This is a genomic window from Microcoleus sp. AS-A8 (assembly GCA_039962225.1).
In the GTDB taxonomy this organism is placed as follows: domain Bacteria; phylum Cyanobacteriota; class Cyanobacteriia; order Cyanobacteriales; family Coleofasciculaceae; genus Allocoleopsis.
This window is the reverse complement of sequence record JAMPKV010000011.1, coordinates 72,132-93,978: the sequence shown is the minus strand read 5'-3', so window position 1 is coordinate 93,978 and position 21,847 is coordinate 72,132. Positions and strand designations below refer to the sequence as shown.

The 21,847-nt window shown below is 45.6% G+C and carries 22 protein-coding genes; 17 read left to right on the top strand and 5 right to left on the bottom strand.

All coding sequences use genetic code 11. The annotated features are described in order from the left end of the window. Window positions 1-5 precede the first annotated feature (5 nt). Together NDI48_18755 and NDI48_18750 are read left to right on the top strand one after the other, a co-directional pair. Entirely contained in the window at window positions 6-611 is a 606-nt protein-coding gene (locus NDI48_18755) for a transposase (protein MEP0833213.1), read from the top strand. Between the two features lie 218 nt (window positions 612-829). Then, a complete protein-coding gene (locus NDI48_18750) occupies window positions 830-1,051 on the top strand; it encodes a hypothetical protein (protein MEP0833212.1) in 222 nt (73 codons plus the stop codon). Window positions 1,052-1,073: 22 nt separating this feature from the next. Here the strand turns inward: NDI48_18750 and NDI48_18745 are convergent, their stop codons facing one another. After that, the gene (locus tag NDI48_18745) at window positions 1,074-2,021 is read right to left on the bottom strand and encodes an alpha/beta fold hydrolase (protein ID MEP0833211.1); all 948 of its coding nucleotides are present in this window, start codon (window positions 2,019-2,021) and stop codon (window positions 1,074-1,076) included. A 254-nt stretch (window positions 2,022-2,275) separates the two neighbouring features. Between NDI48_18745 and NDI48_18740 the strand changes: the two genes are divergently transcribed. The 7 genes from NDI48_18740 (at window position 2,276) to NDI48_18710 (ending at window position 8,790) form a co-directional block, all read left to right on the top strand. Then, entirely contained in the window at window positions 2,276-3,634 is a 1,359-nt protein-coding gene (locus NDI48_18740) for an AAA family ATPase (GenBank protein MEP0833210.1), read from the top strand. Next, a complete protein-coding gene (locus NDI48_18735) occupies window positions 3,631-4,497 on the top strand; it encodes a DUF4435 domain-containing protein (GenBank protein ID MEP0833209.1) in 867 nt (288 codons plus the stop codon). The genes NDI48_18740 and NDI48_18735 overlap by 4 nt, the downstream gene beginning before the upstream one ends. Before the next feature lie 444 nt (window positions 4,498-4,941). Continuing rightward, on the top strand, window positions 4,942-5,847 hold the full coding sequence (gene speB / locus NDI48_18730; GenBank protein ID MEP0833208.1) for an agmatinase: 906 nt from the start codon (window positions 4,942-4,944) through the stop codon (window positions 5,845-5,847). A 110-nt stretch (window positions 5,848-5,957) separates the two neighbouring features. Beyond that, window positions 5,958-6,524: a thioredoxin family protein gene (locus NDI48_18725; protein ID MEP0833207.1), complete on the top strand. Its 567-nt coding sequence runs from the start codon at window positions 5,958-5,960 to the stop codon at window positions 6,522-6,524. Between the two features lie 102 nt (window positions 6,525-6,626). After that, on the top strand, window positions 6,627-7,355 hold the full coding sequence (gene pyrH, locus NDI48_18720; protein ID MEP0833206.1) for a UMP kinase: 729 nt from the start codon (window positions 6,627-6,629) through the stop codon (window positions 7,353-7,355). Then, on the top strand, window positions 7,342-7,890 hold the full coding sequence (gene frr, locus NDI48_18715) for a ribosome recycling factor (GenBank protein ID MEP0833205.1): 549 nt from the start codon (window positions 7,342-7,344) through the stop codon (window positions 7,888-7,890). The genes pyrH and frr overlap by 14 nt, the downstream gene beginning before the upstream one ends. Window positions 7,891-8,352: 462 nt before the next feature. Then, a complete protein-coding gene (locus NDI48_18710; GenBank protein MEP0833204.1) occupies window positions 8,353-8,790 on the top strand; it encodes a hypothetical protein in 438 nt (145 codons plus the stop codon). Window positions 8,791-9,515: 725 nt separating this feature from the next. On the opposite strand, the gene NDI48_18705 is transcribed toward NDI48_18710, so the two are convergent. Further along, window positions 9,516-9,950 carry a ketosteroid isomerase family protein gene (locus NDI48_18705; GenBank protein MEP0833203.1) on the bottom strand — a complete coding sequence of 145 codons (435 nt, stop codon included), beginning with the start codon at window positions 9,948-9,950 and terminating at the stop codon, window positions 9,516-9,518. A gap of 373 nt (window positions 9,951-10,323) precedes the next feature. Here NDI48_18705 and queG point away from each other — a divergent pair, with 373 nt between their 5' ends. The 5 genes from queG (at window position 10,324) to NDI48_18680 (ending at window position 15,077) form a co-directional block, all read left to right on the top strand. Continuing rightward, the gene (queG, locus tag NDI48_18700) at window positions 10,324-11,289 is read left to right on the top strand and encodes a tRNA epoxyqueuosine(34) reductase QueG (GenBank protein ID MEP0833202.1); all 966 of its coding nucleotides are present in this window, start codon (window positions 10,324-10,326) and stop codon (window positions 11,287-11,289) included. 121 nt (window positions 11,290-11,410) lie between these two features. Then, window positions 11,411-12,076 (top strand): HAD-IA family hydrolase, encoded by a 666-nt coding sequence (locus NDI48_18695; protein MEP0833201.1) that lies wholly within the window; start codon window positions 11,411-11,413, stop codon window positions 12,074-12,076. A 269-nt stretch (window positions 12,077-12,345) separates the two neighbouring features. Continuing rightward, window positions 12,346-13,872 carry a ferredoxin:protochlorophyllide reductase (ATP-dependent) subunit B gene (gene bchB, locus NDI48_18690; protein ID MEP0833200.1) on the top strand — a complete coding sequence of 509 codons (1,527 nt, stop codon included), beginning with the start codon at window positions 12,346-12,348 and terminating at the stop codon, window positions 13,870-13,872. A 342-nt stretch (window positions 13,873-14,214) separates the two neighbouring features. Next, window positions 14,215-14,625 (top strand): MAPEG family protein, encoded by a 411-nt coding sequence (locus tag NDI48_18685; GenBank protein ID MEP0833199.1) that lies wholly within the window; start codon window positions 14,215-14,217, stop codon window positions 14,623-14,625. Between the two features lie 260 nt (window positions 14,626-14,885). Then, the gene (locus NDI48_18680; protein MEP0833198.1) at window positions 14,886-15,077 is read left to right on the top strand and encodes a hypothetical protein; all 192 of its coding nucleotides are present in this window, start codon (window positions 14,886-14,888) and stop codon (window positions 15,075-15,077) included. Between the two features lie 148 nt (window positions 15,078-15,225). On the opposite strand, the gene NDI48_18675 is transcribed toward NDI48_18680, so the two are convergent. Then, window positions 15,226-15,645, bottom strand: a complete 420-nt coding sequence (locus NDI48_18675; protein MEP0833197.1) for a DUF559 domain-containing protein — start codon at window positions 15,643-15,645, stop codon at window positions 15,226-15,228. Window positions 15,646-15,811: 166 nt separating this feature from the next. Between NDI48_18675 and NDI48_18670 the strand changes: the two genes are divergently transcribed. Then, entirely contained in the window at window positions 15,812-16,336 is a 525-nt protein-coding gene (locus NDI48_18670; protein MEP0833196.1) for a DUF262 domain-containing protein, read from the top strand. Window positions 16,337-16,417: 81 nt separating this feature from the next. On the opposite strand, the gene acnB is transcribed toward NDI48_18670, so the two are convergent. Together acnB and NDI48_18660 are read right to left on the bottom strand one after the other, a co-directional pair. Further along, window positions 16,418-19,024 carry a bifunctional aconitate hydratase 2/2-methylisocitrate dehydratase gene (gene acnB / locus NDI48_18665; GenBank protein MEP0833195.1) on the bottom strand — a complete coding sequence of 869 codons (2,607 nt, stop codon included), beginning with the start codon at window positions 19,022-19,024 and terminating at the stop codon, window positions 16,418-16,420. Window positions 19,025-19,249: 225 nt separating this feature from the next. Then, window positions 19,250-19,648 (bottom strand): DUF4278 domain-containing protein, encoded by a 399-nt coding sequence (locus NDI48_18660; GenBank protein MEP0833194.1) that lies wholly within the window; start codon window positions 19,646-19,648, stop codon window positions 19,250-19,252. 319 nt (window positions 19,649-19,967) lie between these two features. On the opposite strand from NDI48_18660, the gene NDI48_18655 reads away from it, so the two are divergent. Together NDI48_18655 and NDI48_18650 are read left to right on the top strand one after the other, a co-directional pair. Beyond that, on the top strand, window positions 19,968-20,852 hold the full coding sequence (locus NDI48_18655; GenBank protein ID MEP0833193.1) for an acyltransferase family protein: 885 nt from the start codon (window positions 19,968-19,970) through the stop codon (window positions 20,850-20,852). Between the two features lie 402 nt (window positions 20,853-21,254). Beyond that, the gene (locus NDI48_18650) at window positions 21,255-21,815 is read left to right on the top strand and encodes a DUF4388 domain-containing protein (protein MEP0833192.1); all 561 of its coding nucleotides are present in this window, start codon (window positions 21,255-21,257) and stop codon (window positions 21,813-21,815) included. Window positions 21,816-21,847 lie beyond the last annotated feature (32 nt).

Here is a 21,847-nt window from a genome sequence, read left to right as displayed (position 1 = left end):
ATTAAGTGTTGCCTATCTGCTGCAAGCTGGAATTGCTGCAACGCAAGTATGCCAGAACGAAGAAGGGTTCATCAAACCGCGAGAAAGCTCGAATTAAGGTTGCCAGATTCCACAACCACATGAAGAGTGTTCGGAAAGATTGGCAGTTCAAACTGGCTAACCATCTGTGTGCCAAGCCAGGTATAGGGATGGTGTTTGTTGAGGATTTGAATCTTCAAGCAATGTCCAGAGGGATGTTGAGAAAACATACTCTGGATGCTGCTTTTGGTCAGTTTCTCAACGTACTGGAATGGGTAGCAAAGAAACATCAAGTCTACTTTGCCCGTGTCAACCCTGATGGAACGTCTCAAACTTGTCCAAAGTGTGGGACGCACACGGGCAAGAAAGAACTTGTCCTACGAGTACATCGATGTGGTGAATGCGGATATGAGACGGATAGAGATCATGCAGCATCAGAAGTAATCAGGTTGCGTGGTTTAGATCAATTGAGTACGCAGGGACTCTGCGGAACAGAAAACGCCTATGCAGTCGGTCTGCCAGGGACAGATGAAAGTCTGTCTAGGTCAGAGGCGAAACCTCGTAAGAGAAAAACTAGGAATGCCAAACTGTGAGGTTTGGAAGCCCACACTGTAATCAAAGATTACAGTGTGGGAGGATGTCACTTCCCTGATTTTCTGATTACAGAAATCCAACAATCCTGACAACAAGCTTTTGAGCAATTGCTATGATCTTTAACATTGATCGTGGCAAGAGCATCTATTGATTTATAGGTAGAGGGAGCCAAGTGTAACGAACGAACCGATCCGCGATTTCATAGGTAGAGTTGAACATGGACTACACTGCATTAAACCAGAGAGCGATCGCGCTTTTTCTCCAGCACCAGAAGTTGCCCCACCGAAAAATGTTGCAACAGTGTAAATTGGTGCTTCGAGGAGTAGAGTTAGTGATTGAGTGCCCGGATCGCTTAACGATACAGGCCCTGTGGCTTAGACGCAGCCATATTGCCAAGTCAGCCCCTTATTTGGGGTTAATGTCTATCCGGTTCCAGTGAAGTACCCACGACTGTGCTTTCACTACGTCTGGGGATTCATCGATTCACTTTCACCCTGATAGACTTCAGCCTTCGTCGTGATCCAATCCTGCAAAATGGGATTAACCAGTTCTGGTGCCTCATCTTGAGGACAATGACCCACGCCTTCTAAGGGAACAAACTTTTCTACTTGAGGATAGTCTGCCAACCCTCGTCCCAAATCAATCGGTTCCCAAGGGTCTTCCGTTCCCCACAAAAATATCGCAGGACAAGGCAACAGAGGTAAAAGGTCTTCTGGTAGCGGGCCTTGAGAATAGCGAGTGAAGGCCACAAATACATCTACCGCCCCAATGTCAGCCGCCGGTGCCATGAGGAGATCGACCAGTTCGTCGGACACGGCTTCAGGATTCCGATAGGCTTGTGAAAGGATGTTACGCACAACCTTGGGCTTAGCCAGTTGCCCGAAAAACAGTTGACCAATCCACTTAATACTGAGCAACCCTTGAACGAGTGGTGCTCCCATGCTTCTATACCAAGGCAGTTCAGATCGTTTGCGGTCATGTAGCAGCCGCAGAGAACAGTTGAGCATCGCTACTCCTAAGACGATATCGGGATAATCCACGGCAGCTTGCATCGCCACGATACAACCGATGGAATTACCGACTAAAAAAGCAGGACTCCCCACAACTTCTCGACAGAAATCAGCAATCTGCTGCCCCCAGGTTTCAAAGGTGTACTCAATTTCCAGCTTGGGAGTTGGCTTGGCGGACGCCCCAAAACCGATTAAGTCAATGGCATAACAACGACAGTTTTCCCCTAGTACGGGCAAGTTCTTGCGCCAATGCCCGGAGGATGCCCCAAAACCGTGTACCAACACAACGGCAGGGCCTTTGTCCCCTTGGGATTGATAGGCAATGGGGAAATCTCGCCATATCCAGGTTTTCATCACGGTGTTCGGGTTGATTGGGGTGGTGGAAGAAGAAAGGGTCATGGGAGATAAACGTGCCTTAGCCTAGAGTCGGTTTTTCGTATTACTTTTCTTTTTTATATTTTGTAACAAACCTAGGACTTACGAATTTTCTGCTTTAATACAGCATTTTCGTAGGCGCAAGGTATGCCTTGCCCTTACATGGAGCAGATAGCGTAGCGAGTTGCGGAAACTGGACGAGATAAGGCTGGCAGTGAGTGAGGTGGATCGAGGTTACAATCGGAGTCAAGAAGCCTATGGCTATAGACTCGAAGACTATGCGAATTCAGCAAATTTCCGTCAGTGGCTTATTTGGAATTTTTGACCATGTGATTCCGTTGAACATGGATGAGCGAATTACAATTATTCATGGTCCGAATGGCTTTGGAAAAACAGCCATGCTGAGGATGCTGAATGCCGTCTTTAATTCCCGATATTCAGTGTTTCGGGCTATCCCGTTTAGCAGTTTCAGCGTTGAGTTTGATAATGGTAATAGTGTTGAGGTAGTAAAAACTTCTAACACTTCGGAAAAGACAAATAAAAGAAATCCTATAAGTTTTTACTTTTACAAGCCTAACTCAGAAAGAATCCCTTTTTTCCTAACTCGAAGTAAGCAACCTCCTGAGCTAGACTTTCCAATTGACATTTTAGAAGACATAATACCTGAAATTCGTCGAGTAGGCTCTAAATTTTGGCGGTATCTACCAACTGGTGAAACTCTTTCTTTAAACGAAGTTATAGATCGTTTTGAAGACCTTCTACCCTCAAAAGTAAAGTCCCGAGAAGAACCTGAGTGGCTAGAGAACTTGAAGAATAATATTAATGTTCGTCTCATAGAATCACAACGTTTACTAAACGTTGTCCCTAGTCGTTCTTCCAGATTGTATTCTGGGGCACCTTCAATGTTGCCAACTGTTTCTGCCTATTCTGATGAGCTTGCACAGCTTATTCAGTCTAAGCTTGCTGAATACGGTACAACATCTCAATCCCTGGATAGAACATTTCCTGCGAGGGTGGTACAACAACAACCATCTCCCGATATAACAGATGAACAACTTCGTCATCAGCTAAACGAACTTGAGGAGACTCGCTCTCGTCTTATAGAAGTGGGTCTATTAGATAAGGATGAAAACTCAGACTTTCAAATCCAGCCTCAAGCCATAGATGAAAGTACAAAAAATATCTTATCAGTGTATGTTGAGGATGTAGAAAAGAAGCTGAGTGTTTTTAATGAAATTGCCAGCAAAATTGATCTATTGAGGAGAATTATTAATAATAAGTTTGCTTATTCCTATAAAGAGATGAACTTCAATAAAGAGAAAGGGTTTATTTTTAAGACACTTTATCATCCCTCGTCCTCTGATTTAAAAACTCTTTTCCCAACCGATTTGTCATCGGGTGAGCAACATGAATTGGTTCTTCTGTACGAACTACTATTTAAAGTCCGACCTGATTCTCTAGTCTTGATTGATGAGCCTGAACTATCTCTCCATGTGGGATGGCAGGCTCAGTTTTTAAAGGACTTGAAAGAAATCACAGGACTTGCAGATTTAGATGTTTTAATGGCTACTCACTCACCAGATATCATTCAAGATCGCTGGGATTTGACAGTTGAACTGAAAGGACCAGCCAAGTGAGAGAGTATCTTTCAGTTGACCGTGAAGCCAATGCAATTCGACTAAAACGCAGTAGTTTTTCAGGTACTTTTTTATTAGTTGAAGGTAGATCAGATAAGATTTTCTATGAGCGTTTTATTGACAAGGCAGGCTGTGAAGTAGTTACTGTTTCAGGCAAACCCTCCAGCAAGCTTAGAGTTATTGAAGTTCTGAGGATTTTGGAGAACTCAAGTTTTCAAGGAGTTTTAGCCATTGTTGATGCAGATTTTGATCGTCTTGAAACTTCATCACATCACAGCCCTAATCTGCTTCGTACAGATACCCATGACCTTGAAACTATGCTGCTCAATTCCTTCGCTCTCGATAAGGTGATTGCTGAGTTCGGTTCGGAGGAGAAAATTATCAGGTTTGGTCGAGATGTGAGAACAGCATTACTTGAAGCTGGTACGTCGGTTGGTTATCTACTTTGGATTTCTCAACGTGATGAATTAAATCTGACCTTTGATGGCATTACATTCAGAAAATTCATTGATGAGCAAACCCTGCAAATTGATGAATTCAGACTAATTCAAGAAGTTAAGAATAAATCCCAAGCATTCTCGCTGGAAAGTGAAGATCTACAACAACGGCTAACAAGCCAGAAAAGCAGCAGCCATGATCCCTGGCAAGTCTGCTGCGGTCATGACTTAGTGGAAATCCTGTCCCTCGGCTTACGTAAGGCAATTGGCTCCAGCAAAGCTAGTGATGTTGAACCGATCAGTCTTGAGTGTAATTTACGGCTTGCCTACGAAGAAACTTACTTTCGCAAGACGCAAATTTACCTGGGCATTCGCACATGGGAAAGCAATAATCAGCCATTTAAAGTTTTGCGAAACGACACATAGCTCCCTATGGGCGAGCCAGAAGTGATGGAAAAAGTTTTATAAACAGCCTAACGAAGTCTTAGACCGCTGCATATGGTGTCAACTATCAGAAGTATTAGATGTTGCTAACCAATGATCAAACGATCGCACGTACACCCGTTGATATTGGCAACTGAGCAGCAGCGAGTCATATATAAATCTAGCGATTTTCTCAACCGGCGAATTGTCCTATCGTTATAGAAGTAGTTCTTTAACTCCGGTAAAGTACCGCAAGTTTTGAACAACTAGCCTAGGGGTAAATCCCTACACCCCTGTTAACGAGAGTTACCACAACTCAGTCAGCGTCTGTCCTCTAGCCCCTCACTCAGGCTAGAGTTCAATACAGCCATTGACTCAAGTTGCCTTTGCCGCTTCGTCGGAAATTGTGTAACGATCATTTTCTGCAAAGTTTTTGGTGTTCCTTTGATGCTCCTGCAAACATCTACTACCGTTCAGCCATTTCTAGGGCCTGAATTTCAGGCATCTTACGAAGCGTCACAAGTGGTCATTTTACCCATACCCTTTGAGGCGACAACAAGCTACCGCAAAGGCTGCCAAAATGGGCCAGAAGCGCTCCTAGAAGCCTCTGTGCAGCTAGATTACTACGATGATGAACTCGATCGCGAAACGTGGAAGGATGCTCTAGTCCACACACACTCCTATATTGCCGATACGCGCTCTTTGCCACCGATTTCCTCCGAAAAGATGCTGGAAGTCACTCGCGACACCGTGTCTCAACTGATTCAAGATGGCAAATTTGTCATTGCCTTAGGCGGCGAACACAGCATTACAACAGGTATTGTTGATGCCTACCGCCTTGCCTTAAACGAACCCTTCACGGTGATTCAAATCGATGCCCATGGCGACATGCGCTATGAGTACGAAGGTTCGATTCACAGCCATGCCTGCGTGATGCGCCGAGTTTTAGATATGGGGTTACCCACTCTCCCGGTTGGCATCCGCAGTCTGTGTAAAGAAGAGGCTGACTTGATTAAAGCTCAATCAATTCCAGTAATCTGGGCACGGGAGATTGCCAAAAATCCGAATTGGATAGAACAAGCGATCGCCAAAATTTCTACACAACGGGTTTTTATCACGATTGATGTAGATGGCATCGATCCCTCTATGATGCCGGGAGTGGGTACACCCGAACCCGGTGGATTGAGCTGGTATGGGCTGACTGACTTCCTCCGGCGAGTGTTTGAAACCCATCAAGTTATTGGCTGCGATGTGATGGAATTAGCACCTATTGTTGATTCAGTTGTGTCTCAATTTACAGCCGCCAAACTAGTCTATAAGTTAATTGGCTATCAAGCTAACGTAAAAGGTTAGTAAAGCTAGATGAGGGCCAATTTTGACGCCCTCATCTTTATGAAAACACTATCTGATGAGTTCGGGTCAAGGAAAAATTTTGTTGATAACAACTCAGCCATATGACTCTCATGGAAAAGACTGGAACTCCTGTTGGCAGTTATGCTCCGGATTTTGAACTGCCAGGAATTGATGATAAGGTTCACCACCTCTCCTATTACCTACAAAATTGGCAAGTTATAGGAGTCATCTTCTTAAGCAACCACTGTCCTGTTGTCTTGTCTTATTTAGACAGACTCAAGCAAATTCAAGCTCAGTTTCAAAACCAAGGCTTTACTTTGGTGGGCATTAACGCGAATGATGTTCAGCAAGACTCCGAAGAAAGCTTCAAAACGATGAAGCAATTTGCCATAGAAAGGCAACTTAATTTTCCTTACCTTTGGGATTCCACTCAGGATGTGGCGCATAGCTTTGGTGCGGAAAGAACGCCAGAGGCGTTTGTGATCGACCGGGAGGGAATTCTCCGCTATAACGGTCGAATTGATGATAATCCGCAGGAGGCAAGCGCCGTTACAGTGCCTTATTTGCAAAATGCGATCGCGGCTTTACTCTCAGGGCAAGAGGTTCATCCCGACGCAACAAAGGCAATTGGCTGCACGATTAAGTGGCGAAACGAGTTAAAAATGGGTAATGGGTAATGGGTAATGAGTAATGGAGAAGACCAACATCGGTAATAGAGACAGACAAACCTCTAGACTGTTATCGTATGGGGGAGGAAATCGAGAAAAAAGAGTCGTAGCATGGGGATAAAATACCGACGGGTTTTACTAAAGTTGAGCGGTGAAGCCTTGATGGGCGAACTGGGCTACGGTATTGATCCGAGTGTCGTTCAAGAAATTGCGACTGAAGTCGCCGAGGTGGTGGGTGAAGGCGTCCAAATGGCCATCGTGGTTGGCGGCGGTAACATCTTTCGTGGAATCAAAGCCTCAGCGGCAGGAATGGATCGGGCAACGGCTGACTACATCGGGATGATTGCCACAGTAATGAACGCTATGACTTTGCAAGATGCCTTGGAGCGCATGGGAATACCCACACGAGTCCAAACGGCGATCGCAATGCAAGAAGTGGCAGAACCCTATATCCGCCGTCGAGCCATTCGCCATCTGGAAAAAGGGCGTGTTGTAATTTTTGGCGCAGGTAGTGGTAATCCTTTCTTTACAACTGACACAACGGCTGCCCTACGCGCCGCAGAAATCGATGCTGAAGTGATCTTTAAGGCGACGAAAGTCGATGGAATTTATGATTCCGACCCTCATCAAAATCCAACAGCCCGCCGCTTTCAGAGCCTTACCTACAGTCATGTCCTGACTCATGACTTACGGGTGATGGACAGTACAGCGATCGCATTATGTAAAGAGAATAATATCCCGATTATGGTATTTGATCTTACGGTGCGGGGTAATATCCACCGCGCTGTTAAGGGAGAACCTGTCGGAACCATTGTGGGAGGTTTTTGTGAAGTTATCTGATGCTGAAAGTCATATGCAGAAAGCCGTAGAGGCAACTCAACGCGCTTTCAATACCATTCGTACAGGTCGCGCCAATGCGACCCTACTCGACCGGGTGATGGTGGAATATTATGGTTCCCCTACGCCCCTGAAGTCTCTGGCTAATATCAATACGCCGGATGCGAGTACCATTACCATCCAACCCTATGACAAGACCAGTCTGAACGTAATCGAGAAAGCCATTCAGCTCTCAGACATTGGCTTGACTCCCAATAACGACGGTCAGGTCATTCGGTTGAATGTTCCGCCATTAACAAGCGAACGCCGCAAGGAGTTTGTGAAAATGGCTAGCAAGTTTGCGGAAGAAGGGAAAGTGGCGATTCGCAATATTCGCCGCGACGCTGTTGACTCTGTCCGCAAACAGGAAAAAGGTAGTGAAATCTCTGAGGATGAGTCGAAAGATCTTCAAGATAAGATTCAAAAATTGACGGATAAATACATCACAAAGATTGATGAATCGCTAGCTGAGAAGGAAAAAGATATCACAACGCTTTAATGCAGTGAGTCTCATACAACCGAAAAGAGTGAGTTGATAAACCCTCGTTTTCTTTCAGTCGCTAGTAATCGAGTGGTGGCTCAATCATCAGCTCAAAGAACTCTTTGCCTGTTAATAGGCAAGCTGGACTTTGAACGGTGTTGGCTGCGGGATGAACTCTGGGGAGATAGACGGGCATTCGCCGCCTAATTACGCCTGTTTAGATTTTTAGAAAATGTAAAATTTTGATGAACTCTCCTTTGCCAATCTAGTCAACCCTATACTCGGTGTAAGTAATGAAATGAGAGAGAAGGACGGTTCGCTTAGGCAGCTAAGAAATCTCTCAAATAATCCAGATATCCTGCCTAAACGCCAGAAAATAATGGAGCAAGGCTTTAAATATCTGGGTGATGGTGGAAAATATCATTTCCCAAATTTGCCAGTACCTAGAACTTAGGCACTTTGACATTAAGGAGAATCGAAATGGGACTTACCGACGGTCTGAATGACGCAAAGAAAAAGGATAGCTTAGTGGCTGACACCGTAAAGTTGATAGACGAACAGGTCAGTGCCAAGGGCGGCATTGGTGGGATGGCATGGAAAGCCGCCTATGGAACTGTAAAGGGAGTCAAGCCGGGTTATATTGAAGGAGCCATCGAGCGGCTGCTGCCGGAATGCCTAAGTGCACTCGAACCGATGTGGAATGAGGGAACACAAACGGGTGACCCGGTTCAATACCTCAGCCAGAACAGCTCTCGTGCGGCTGACGCACTGCTGGGCATCACCGATGCCCGAATCGAGAAAACCAGCAACGGCATCGTGCGAGGCGCGTATAAGCAACTTCGCGGGTCAGCCAAGAGTGAGGTGGAGACGGCAGTACCCAGCTTAGCCAAAATCATCGATAAGTACACCAAGAGCTAAATGACACTGACTTAAGCCGTAAGAGCGGGAGAAGCCGGAGCCTGATCCCGTTCTCCTGCTGTTGACGACAAAGTCGGTATTCAGCAACTAAGCTAACAATGAGTTCAGAAAGCCTGTTTCAAGAGCCGACATTTCTTGTGAGATGGACATCCCGCCCGTCCAAGCTATGCAAGTTCAAGGCACAATAGCTGATCAGGCAACTCAGGTTATGTTCCAGATAGGCTGTAGCTAACTACATTACTCTGAAGAGTGAGCCATGCTCACAAGCCTTTAGCCGATAATGAGGCATGAGAGTTTTGTTGTACTAGTGTCTTTGCGAGTATAGAGTGATGGAAAATACTGAGTGGCTCAATTGGGTGGCAGGTGCACTAGCGATCGCCATCTTCATTGGTGGAATGCTGATGATGTTCACAACCGTTTGGACAACCAAGAAAAAATAAGCTCAGTTACCCCTCCCTATTCGTTACATCGAGTTTTTCCTCAAACTGGCTGAACAAGTTTGTGTTAGTTCGATACACCGTTAACTCAACCACAACACTTCTATTTACAAACAGGAGTCCGGTTACCAAAACCGTTACCAGAATATTGTCGCTGGTGAGTTAGCTCTACAATCCGATGTAGTTAAGTTAAGGCTCCTCATGCCGAACGCCGTGGAACAACCAGTCCCACGGTTTTTTATGACTGTAGCGCCTTGAAAGCTACAAGGCGTCAGTAGCGAATTTCTATCAGCGCCGGAGGTTGAGTAGCTCTTGGGGAGAGGCTAATAGCTTAATCTGGGCGTAAAGAATTTCCCGTTCTGGGTTGAGGATAAAGATCCAGGCAACGTTGACGCCGAACAAAGAAGTCTGGACTTTGCCTTTAACCTGGACTTGAATTTGGTCTTCTTCTAAAGTTTCGGCAATTCCCTGCCTAGGGAATAGCTGCATTGCCTTAGCTTCGGCTTTCAGGTAAGTTGCGATCGCCTCTGCCCCTTCTATTGGCTCCTCAAACGGTGGATGCAGCGCACCTGTTGGCGCAAACAACGCCGCCGTACCTTCATAATCAGCCGCGTTCATCGTTTGAAAATAACGCCACACTACAGATTCATCAATTCCTTCTATAATCCCGTCAACAGCCGTAGCTGGCTGAGTATTTGTACTTTCACCTTGAGCAAGGGTCATCAGAGCATCCTAAATTTTTTAATTACGACATTAGTTGTAAAGGAAAAAAGCAGGTTTACACCTGCCCTTTTAGAAAGAACGTGCAGCACTTTTTGTCGATATCAGGTTAGATAAGCTGATGTGCATAAAACCTGGCATAATCTTCTCTCCTATCTCCCCCAGCGTCCCCAGCTTCTTATCCTGCAACTTGAATACCGATTAGCTGATTCTGTCCGCGTCGCTGTGTCGTAGTTGTGATTCAAACAATAGGAGGCATGTATCTGTTGCTTGACCTCCTGATTTGACGTTGCAACGTTTTATTAAAAATACAAATAAAAATTATCAAGGGACTTCCAGAAAAATTATTATTAATAGTTTGGGAAATTTGTGATCAATGTCACTGTCAGAGGAAATATCCGTCAGCAGTAGTCAGGTCAAACAGGAAGCGCGATCACTTGGTTTTCATTTATGTGGAATCGCGGCTGTAGATGATCAAGCGTCCTCATCTCCAGGGGAACATCTCAAGGCATGGCTGGCTCTAGGCTACCACGCGGATATGGCTTGGATGGATCATCCCCGACGGTTTGACATCCGTGCCTGTATGCCAGAGGTTCAGTCGGTTATTTGTGTGGCGCTGAATTACTACACCCCTCACCAGCGTCCACAAGGTTCCGAATATGCCAAAATCTCCCGTTACGGTTGGGGTCGAGATTACCACAAGGTAATGCATAAAAAATTGAAGGCATTAACGAACTGGCTCTCAGCACAAGGTGAAGGGATTTTAGCTCGCTACTATGCTGACACAGGGCCGGTTCAGGACAAAGTCTGGGCACAGCGAGCTGGAATAGGTTGGATTGCCAAAAATGCTAATGTAATTACACGAGAGTATGGCAGTTGGGTGTTTTTAGGGGAAGTTTTGACGAATCTGCCCTTAACCCCAGACACTCCTCATACCCAACATTGCGGTACCTGTACTCGTTGTCTTGACGCTTGTCCGACAGGTGCAATCACCAAACCGTTTGTGGTCGATGCCAATCGTTGCATTGCTTACCATACAATAGAGAATCGGCGTCAAGAATTACCGGAATCTCTTGCACCCCATTTACAAGGCTGGGTTGCGGGTTGTGATATCTGTCAGGACGTTTGCCCTTGGAATCAACGTTTTGCCCAAGAAACCGATGTGGCAGAATTTCAGCCCTATCCCTGGAATGTGGCTCCTAAACTTACAGAATTAGCAACTCTTTCAGAAAATGAGTGGAACCGACGCTTCCCGGCATCGGCGCTGCGGCGGATTAAACCAGAAATGCTACGACGAAATGCTCAAGCCAATCTTAAGGCGACTCAAGTCTCTAATGAGTGATTTTTGATGCAGGGAGATATTCAAAGATTTCAACCTTTAGCCATCAAAACTCAGATCAAAAAAGGCGTGCTTCTTTTCCCTAGCCCTGATTTGTTCGTTTTTGAAAAATCCAGCCACAATAATGAGTAAAAAAGTAATTGTTTTTGATTTTGATGGCACATTGGCTGATACCTTCGACGCCCTTGTCATGATTAGCAATCGCTTAGCTTTAGAGTTTGGCTATCCACCAACGACTCCCGAAGAAATTCCTAAAATTAAGAATTTAAGTTCTAGGGAAATCATTAGGCAGTCAGGAGTTTCTCTCTTAAGACTTCCTTTTTTTCTCAAAAAAATTAGAGAATATTTACATCAGGAAATTCTCAATCTTCAAACGATTCCTGGAATTCAAGACTCGCTTGTTCAGTTAAAGCATGAAGGCTACTGTTTGGGAATATTAACTTCTAACTCTGAAGAGAATGTTAAGCTGTTCTTGAAAAAACATGGAATGCAAGATTTATTTAGTTTTATCTATTCAGAAACGTCTCTATTTAGTAAAGATAAGTCAATTCGGAAATTAATGAAACAAAATAATCTCAATTTAGACGAAATTCTTTACGTAGGAGATGAAACACGGGATATTGAGGCGTCAAAAAAAATTCATATTAAAGTCATTGCTGTGACTTGGGGGTTTAATTCAGGAGAAGTATTAGCTAAACACAATCCCGATTTTTTAATTCAGCAACCTAGTGAATTAATTGAGATCTTAGGAAGCTTACAGAACATCAGCCAGAAAGCTCACGTCCTTTAGGCGTTGTCAACTCTAGCGACAATTCCTACAGAATGTAGAGAAACATTAAAAATCATTTCACTAAAACAACAGTAACATTGTTTTAGTCGGAGCTGAATGTCATGCAGGCAGGAGGGTTGAGGCATTGCTAAGAAAGTTGAACCCTTGTAAGTCCGGACTCAGAAAGGACTTCAAGTCTGAGACAATCAGAAACGATCTCAAAAACAGAGCAATCATTCCCCACGTTTCCTCAATTAGAGATTTTTTTTGACCACTAGGGAGAACACTGTATGAAATTGGCTTACTGGATGTATGCAGGCCCCGCCCACATTGGTACCTTGCGCGTCTCCAGTTCTTTTAAAAACGTCCATGCCATCATGCACGCGCCGATTGGAGATGACTACTTCAATGTCATGCGCTCCATGCTAGAACGCGATCGCAATTTTACCCCAGTGACGATCAGTTCCGTTGACCGGAATGTCTTGGCACGCGGTTCCCAGGAAAAAGTGGTGAACAACATCACCCGCAAGGATGCTGAGGAAACCCCCGACTTGATTGTTCTCACACCCACCTGCACCTCCAGCATCTTGCAAGAAGACCTGGAAAACTTTGTCCAACGTGCTCAGTTGGATGCTAAAGGGGATGTGATGCTAGCGGACGTGAACCACTACCGCGTCAATGAACTACAAGCGGCAGACCGCACCTTGGAGCAAATTGTCCAGTTTTACATCGCCAAGGCACGCAAGCAAGGCAATCTGCCAGAAGGCAAAACGGAAAAGCCTTCCGTCAATATCATTGGCATTTCTTCCCTCGGCTTCCACAATCACCACGATTGCACCGAACTGAAGCGGTTAATGGCTGACCTCGGCATTGAGGTCAACGAGGTGATTCCAGAAGGGGCTTCGGTTCACAACCTGAAGAATTTGCCTCGTGCTTGGTTTAACCTGGTGCCTTATCGAGAAATCGGCTTGATGGCAGCGCGTTACCTGGAACAAGAGTTCGGGACGCCTTTTGTAGACATTACTCCTATGGGAGTTGTGGAAACAGCTCGTTGTATCCGCAAGATTCAACAGGTGATTAATGCCCAAGGTGCTGATGTTAATTACGAAGACTACATCAACAACCAAACCCTGTACGTTTCCCAAGCGGCTTGGTTCTCTCGTTCCATTGACTGCCAGAATTTGACGGGGAAAAAGGCGGTTGTCTTTGGCGATAATACGCACGCGGCTGCCATGACTAAGATTTTGGCGCGGGAGATGGGAATTCACGTTGTCTTGGCGGGTACCTACTGCAAGTACGATGAACAGTGGTTCCGCGATCAGGTGAGCGAATACTGCGATGAAGTACTCATTAGTGATGATAATGGAGCCATTGGGGATGCGATCGCACGCATTGAACCGTCGGCTATCTTCGGTACCCAAATGGAACGGCACGTCGGCAAGCGTTTAAGCATCCCTTGTGGTGTTATCGCTGCGCCTATCCATGTTCAAGATTTCCCCATCGGTTATAAGCCATTCCTGGGTTACGAAGGCACAAATCAAATGGCTGATTTGGTCTACAATTCCTTCACCTTGGGAATGGAAGATCACTTGTTGGAAATCTTCGGCGGTCACGACACCAAGGAAGTGATTACTAGAGGAATTTCTGCTGATTCTGACCTCGGTTGGAATAAAGAAGCTCAGGCAGAATTGAACAAGGTGCCTGGTTTCGTTCGCGGTAAAGTGAAGCGCAATACTGAGAAGTTTGCTCGTGAGCGTGGCTTTAGTGAAATCACTCTGGAAGTGATGTATGCGGCGAAAGAATCTGTGGGTGCGTAATTAACACTGAGTTATCCGCTTTTAGCTATACCTGGAAAAGAAGCCAATTGCCCACCAACTTCTAGTTTGGGGCTATACAAACTAAATCCTCGCTAAAGCTTCGAGCCTACAGTGAGTTTTAAGCCGAAGTTCCCATGTAGGGGAACTTCGGCTTAATCGCCAAGTACTTTTGCTCTCCCTGTTATGTGATGTCTGGTTGATTACTCTTCATAAAGATCATAAAGAGCTTCACTCACCGTAAAATTTTGAGTTAACTAATTTTTAAAGAAGTTAGAGAGCTACTACAGGGCTAGTATGAATACTATCATGCCCTACCTCGAATAATTTTCAGGATGTGTTGCCATGATCGAACTAAAAACACTTATTTTTCCGAGTTTGGTGACGGTTTTAACCCTAATTCTCTACTTTGTTCTGACTGCCAATGTTGGCAGAGCCAGATTCAAATATAAAGTGCCTGTACCCCAAATTTCGGGAGATCCAGATTTTGAGCGAGTGTTTCGAGTCCAGCAAAATACGCTAGAGCAACTCATTCTTTTGTTGCCAAGTTTGTGGTTATTCTCTCTATTTATCAGCCCTGTTTGGGGTGCGGGGATTGGATTTATTTGGCTGATTGGGCGCATTTTATATGCTTGGGGTTACTATCAAGCGGCAGAAAAACGGACGCTCGGTTTTGGGATCAATTCTTTGTCTATCCTTGTCCTGCTTTTAGGTGCCCTAGTAGGGGTAATTAGGGCATTCATGACTTATACTTAAATGCTTGAACGCAGTTACCAAGTTGTTTTATTGTTTTGAGGAGAGAAAAATAAGCGGATTAAAAGCGCAAGCCTAGTGGATTATTCGGCGATGAAAATAGCCATTAGACTTGTTGTAGCAGCACTTAGATTATCCTTGTAATCTGATTGTGAACTTACCCGGAGCAATCAGCCTTCCCCTTGAAAAGAATAAGGCTTAACAGTTCCACCCCAGATGGTTCGCTCCTCTGGGGGTTTTTTGTTTGCTCCTGTTCATAGGCGATCGCTTGTCTTCTGCCGAATTGTCAACGGACTATTGTTGGTCGCTTTCGCCGTCGGTCTGATGCTGATTGTCATTTACAGTGTTTGCGTCAGCTTATGCCCCATGCTTCTTTTGTGGTGGTGTTTGACTGTCAGCCTGATATGGAAGCAGTAACGCCTTCTGCTGAAAGGACAGAAGAAGTGGTTGTTTAAGGATGAGGAGGGGTAAGCATCTGGATTGACCTCTCCCCCAACCCCTCTCCTGCAAGGAGAGGGGAGTAAGAATAAGACTCCGGCTCCCCCTTCCCTTGCAGGGAACCGGAGCGACCGGAGCTTTAGTGAGGATGAGGAGGTTGGGGGATTAGGTCTGTTCGCAACATGCTGTCGAAATACGTGCTAAAACCTGATCGAGATTCTGTCTCACTTGTTCATTTTGTATTCGCAACAGCCGCAGTCCTCGTGCTAACAAAATGCGATCGCGTTCTGCATCGTATTCAACTTGTTGTTGATGAATTTCTCCATCTACTTCTATGACTAATCTGGCAGCGTGACAATAGAAATCTGCAATAAATCCATCAATAATTTGCTGACGACGGAAGTGTAAGCCATTCAATTGATTAGCGCGAAGGTGTTGCCAGAGGATTTTTTCTTCCTGAGTCATTTGCCGACGGAGTTCCTTGGCGCGTTGTACTTTGACTGGGGTTACTTTTTGTCCGATAACGATGTTGTGAGTTAACTGCTGTTTTGGTGTTGGGGATTGTTGGGGAGTAAGGTTATTCATTAACAAAGCATGATAATCGGTTTGTATTTTTACATTTTGGATGACCTCTCCCCCAGCCCCTCTCCTTGTAGGAGAGGGGAACCGGAGTTCTTGTTCCCCCTTCCCTTGCAGGGAAGGGGGTTAGGGGGTTAGGTTTGTATAAGTTCTAACATAAGAGATGGTAATCATGAGTATTGTTCCACGCGGAATGACTGTTACTGAAGCGTACCGTCTTTATCGCTCAGGCAGTTTTCTAGTCAATCGAAAGTATCAACGAAAGCTTATTTGGACAGTTGAAGAAAAAGAAAGACTGATTGGAAGTATTTTGAAAGGATATCCCATACCCCTAATTTTATTAGCTGAACGTCCGCAAATATATGGAAGTGGAAAGTATGAAATTATAGATGGGATGCAACGACTAAATGCAATTTGCAGCTTTATAGAAAATTCATTTACCTTTGAAGATAAATATTTTGATACTGAGGAATTTTCTTACGCTAAACAAGTAGCAGATGAAGGCATTTTTGAAAGAATTCAAGAAAATACTATACTGCTTTCACGAAAAGAATGCGCTGATATTTTGGATTATCAACTTGCAGTAACTATTTATACCGCAATGGAAGAAGAGGATATCACAGAAGTTTTTGGTCGAATTAATTCCAGCGGAAAGCATTTGAGCCGCCAAGAAAAGACTCCTCTACAATATCGATAGAAGGGCCTGAGTTACTCGCTATCTTTCAGCTTTTTCAAAAGTGAGAATTAGTAAGGTGGGCAAATGCCCACCCTACATGAATTACCTGGCTGCCGTAGGCATCCCCAAAATATCCTCAATTCGAGGCATATCTTCCAACGCAATCACCCGCCCTTCATCCTCAAAATTAGCAATTTGATCGAAGTTCAAATACCGATACAAATCACCCGCAAACGGATGAATCTTCTTCGCCACAATGTCCATATATTCCTGCACAGTAGGAATCCGTCCTAACATCGCACACACGGCAGCTAATTCAGCAGAACCGAGATAAACTTGGGCATCTTTACCCATGCGATTATTAAAGTTGCGCGTCGAAGTCGAGAACACTGTCGTGCCATCTCCCACACGCGCCTGATTCCCCATGCACAGAGAACATCCCGGCATTTCCGTTCTCGCACCCGCCGCACCAAATGTACCGTAGATACCCTCTTCCTTCAGTTGCTTTTCATCCATCCGGGTTGGGGGACAAATCCACAGGCGCGTCTTAACCGGGGGTTCGCCTTCCAATACCTTCGCTGTGGCACGATAATGACCAATATTCGTCATGCAGGAACCAACGAACACCTCATGAACCGGGTCATTAGCGACTTCAGATAATAACTTCACATTATCCGGGTCATTGGGAGCGGCGACAATCGGTTCCTTGATTTCATTCAAGTCAATCTCGATAATTTCCACATACTCCGCATCGGCGTCAGCTTCCATCAGTACGGGATTCGCCAACCACTCTTCCATCTTGGCAACACGGCGCATAATCGTCCGCGCATCCTGATAGCCTCGCGCTACCATATTTGTCAACAGCGCCACATTCGATCGCAGATATTCCGAAACTGTCTCCACACTCAGCTTAATCGTGCAACCCGCACAAGAACGTTCAGCGCTAGCATCAGTGAGTTCAAAGGCTTGCTCGACTTTTAAATCAGGCAACCCTTCAATTTCCATAATTCGCCCGGAGAAGATATTCTTCTTATTCTGCTTCTCCACCGTTAGCAAGCCTTTTTGCATCGCCACATAGGGAATTGCATTCACGACATCCCGCAGCGTGATACCGGGTTGCAACTCACCCTTAAACCGCACTAAGACAGATTCCGGCATATCCAACGGCATCAAACCCAAGGCACCGGCAAACGCCACTAACCCAGAACCCGCGGGAAAGGAAATCCCTAAGGGGAAACGAGTGTGAGAGTCGCCGCCAGTTCCCACGGTATCCGGCAATAGCATCCGGTTCAGCCAAGAGTGAATAATGCCATCACCAGGACGCAAGGCTACACCACCGCGAGAGGAGAAGAAATCCGGTAAATCTTTGTGAGTTTTGACATCCACAGGTTTGGGATAAGCGGCGGTATGACAGAAACTCTGCATCACCAAGTCCGCACTGAACCCTAAACAGGCAAGTTCTTTCAATTCGTCGCGAGTCATCGGGCCGGTGGTATCCTGAGAACCAACGGTCGTCATCAGGGGTTCGCAAGAGGTACCGGGACGCACACCGGATAAACCACAAGCTTTCCCTACCATTTTCTGTGCCAGAGTAAAGCCTTTGCCCGTATCCGTTGGCATTGTGGGACGGGTGAACAGGGTGCTGGGTTCTAATCCTAAGGCTTCGCGGGTTTTGTCGGTGAGACTGCGCCCAATTAATAAAGGAATCCGTCCACCCGCCCTGACTTCATCGAGAATGGTGTCAGGCTTGAGGGTAAAGGTGGAAATCACTTCTCCCGCTTCGTTGGTGATTTCTCCCTTATAAGGATGGATCGTAATTACCATCCCCGTTTCCATCTGGCTGACATCACACTCAATAGGTAATGCACCAGAATCTTCAGCCGTGTTGAAGAAGATAGGCGCGATCGCACTTCCTAAAATATATCCCCCAGACCGCTTATTCGGCACAAAGGGAATATCGTTGCCAATATGCCACAGCACGGAGTTAATCGCGGATTTGCGGGAGGAACCCGTACCCACAACATCCCCAACATACGCCACAGGATGCCCTTTCTCCTTGAGTTGGGCAATTGTTTCGATGCCTCCTGGCATCTTGGATTCCAACATTGCCAAGGCATGAAGTGGGATATCCGGGCGGGTGGTGGCGTGGGGTGCGGGGGATAAATCATCAGTATTCGTTTCTCCCGGCACTTTGAACACGGTAACGGTAATCGCTTCCGCGAGTTTAGGGTGGGTGATAAACCATTCGGCATTTGCCCAAGAATCAATTACCTGTTTGGCGTAAGGGTTTATATCAGACAAAGCCAGAACGTCGTGAAAGGCATCAAACACCAGTAGCGTCTTACTTAAGGCGGCGGCGGCTGAGGCTGCCATTGATGGATGGCTTGATTTGAGTAAATCGATCAAGGAATGCACATTGTAACCCCCCATCATCGTGCCGAGAAGGTTTACCGCCCATTGGGGAGTAATCAGGGGACAGGTGATTTCCTCTTTCGCGATCGCAGTTAAAAACCCAGCTTTGACGTAAGCCGCCGGATCGACACCAGGTGGGACGCGATCGCGCAACAATGACATTAACGTCTCTTCTTCACCCGCAGGTGGATTTTTCAGCAATTCGCACAGTTCGGCAGTTTGTTGGGCGTTCAGCGGCAGGGGGGGAATACCCAAAGCGGCTCGTTCAGCAACGTGTTGACGATAAGATTCAAGCATCAGAGTCATCTCCTGGAGGTAGCTACCTGGAAAATTTTGCCAGTTTCTGTGAAGTTTCTCAAAGCACAAGCTTACTGCCACGCTAACGCTTTTGGCTGTTGACGGCGAACGCATTTTATAGTGAGGTCAAATCCGCCGCTATAACTAGCAGCCATAAAAAAAGGCGATCGCATACGATCGCCCAACGTTTGACTTGAACTCGAAACTCTCCCATTCCTGAAAAAACTATTGGAGAGGTAACGTCATTCTCTCTTGCTCTAAAAGGCGCACTAGCTGTTCATCCCCATTCGCTTTGGCGACTTGCATCCGGCGTTCTAAGCTGTTGCGAATATTGCTCAGGTGAGTTCTCGTTAGCTGATTCAACTCTTTTTCTCGTTCCCGTTTGTGGAAACCGGGCAATGTGCAGCGTGCCCCCGCCGCAGAAGGTACAGCAACAGCGGATTTCCCGGTGCGGTAAGCCACACCCCGATATTTCAGATCGTGGACAGGTGCGGGTTCGGGAATGTGTCTAAGATAGTGCGATCTCCAATTTTGACCCCGATAGGTACCACCGATATCCCCTTCAATGACTTCGAGCATGGGGGATGAATTTTCGTAGTTAACGCCACGGTAAGAGAGTTTCATATCCTGTGCCTCCAAATAGCTTTTTGATAGTGTTTTTTAGCGATTGATCTCCGTCACTTCGACAATTAGGTGCCTAATGGCTTCTGCTTCTGCATAGATTTCCGATTAAAGACGAAATTCAAAAAAATATTTCTGTATCCAATTTAACAATTTTTGGTTCGTCGGGGTGAAATGTTAAAAAAACATCACACATTTCTCAGCGGGCGACTTCTGTTCGAGGCGGAAAGCGGGTGGGACAATATCGTTCAGGTTTGCCAGAGAACCCAACCCGCGATTATCCTAAAAACGCTATTTCTTTGTTTGGGGCGGTTAAGAACCATTGTTTAATTTTTTCGATCTTTTGACGGCTCGTTACGCAAGACATGCTCAAGCCTCTGAGCATCTATATGAGGGTTGGTCGCTAGATCAGCGCGATCCTGAGGTGATTAAAGCTTGGATGCCTGTGTGGGAATGGTTGTACCACTCTTACTTTCGAGTGCAAACCGAGGGCTGGCATCACATTCCCTCGCAGGGGAAGATGCTGATTGTGGGTAGCCATAATGGCGGCTCGGCTTCACCGGATACTTCGATGTTTATGTACGATTGGTACCGCAGGTTCGGCTATGAACGCTTAACCTATGGATTGATGCACCGATTGGCTTGGAAAATCCCCAACGTGGGTCGGTTAGCGGCTCCGGTAGGGGCTGTCATTGCTCACCCTAAAACAGCGATCGCCGCCCTTCAAAGAGGTGCAGCAGTTCTCGTCTATCCGGGCGGGGCTGAAGATATGTTCCGTCCTCATCGCCTGCGCGATCGCATTTACTTTGCAGGACGTAAGGGATTTATTAAATTGGCTCTGCGGGAAGAGGTACCCATTGTGCCTGCGATTTCTCACGGTGCCCACGATACTCTAATCATTCTGGGAGATTTTTACCAGCAAGTCCGACAACTACAGGAATGGGGTGTTCCCTTGTCGCTTGACCCAGATATCGGTGTGTTTCCCATTTATTTGGGCTTACCTTGGGGTGTCGGAATTGGGCCTTTGCCGAATATTCCTTTGCCTATACAGATCCACACCCGCGTTTGTGCGCCCATTGTGTTTGAGCGTTATGGGCGGGAAGCGGCGAGCGATCGCGATTATGTGGATGCGTGCTATGAGAAAGTCTGTACTCAGATGCAACGAGAACTTGACGATTTAATTGATCGACTCAACAGCACTGAATAATTATCGTAGATATTCAATTCAGTCTCTTTATACATTCCGGCTGAGTGCTTGTATCCTTTCTTACACTCGCTGCTTTTCCGTGCATTATTTAATGCAAATCCTACATTAATCCCAATATTTTTGTAGTGTCTTATACAGCCTTAACTGAGAATTATTGATCTATGTTAAGGTTCAACAAATATCCAATCCGTAAACATAAACCATCAGCTTCGTGATAGGAATTTTCTAAATTTAATATTTCTTTATATTCAATCAAGTGTTAGCTGGTATGAGGATAGATACTTGTGAATAATAATCGCAAATTTTTATTAAGACAGATATAAAATTAGAAGAAAACAGCTTAAACCTGAAAGTAGTAGTCAGTTCTCTCAGTCTGTCTTCTAATCGTTAATTGAACAACGTATGTCTACCATTGGCTTTCTCCGAGACTTTCCCTTGCCAGAGATATTTCAGTTCATCGATAAGGGCCGTAAAACTGGCGTGCTGAGACTTCGGGCTTTGCCAGATTATTCATCAACAATGCCATCAGTCCATTACATTTGGATTTATCAAGGTCGGATCGTAGCGGCAGCTAATCGATTAGATCAGCAAGGTTTAATTTCGCTGATTAAGCAACGCAATTGGGTCAGTCCGCAGGTAGCTACTAAGCTGTTTCAGTTTTATAGAAACAATCAACCGTTGGGTTTGTGCCTGAAAAATCAAGGTGTTTTACAAGACGAACAGCTAAAACATCTATTTCAAGTTCAGGTATTGCAGCAGGTGTGCGCCTTATTCCAACTTAAGGATGGTCAGTTTAAGTTGGATCAGAATGTGCCTATACCCATGCGAGAAATGACGGGTTTGAGCGTACCATCAGCCGTTGTCAATCAATACGCTTTGATTCAAGTACTGTTAGAAAAAATAGAAACCCGTTGCTTGGATCGTTGTTTAGATTTGACAGCCTTGCCTGCTTATGCACGTTAACCTCAATCTCAAAACCTGAAACTTTGCGGCGA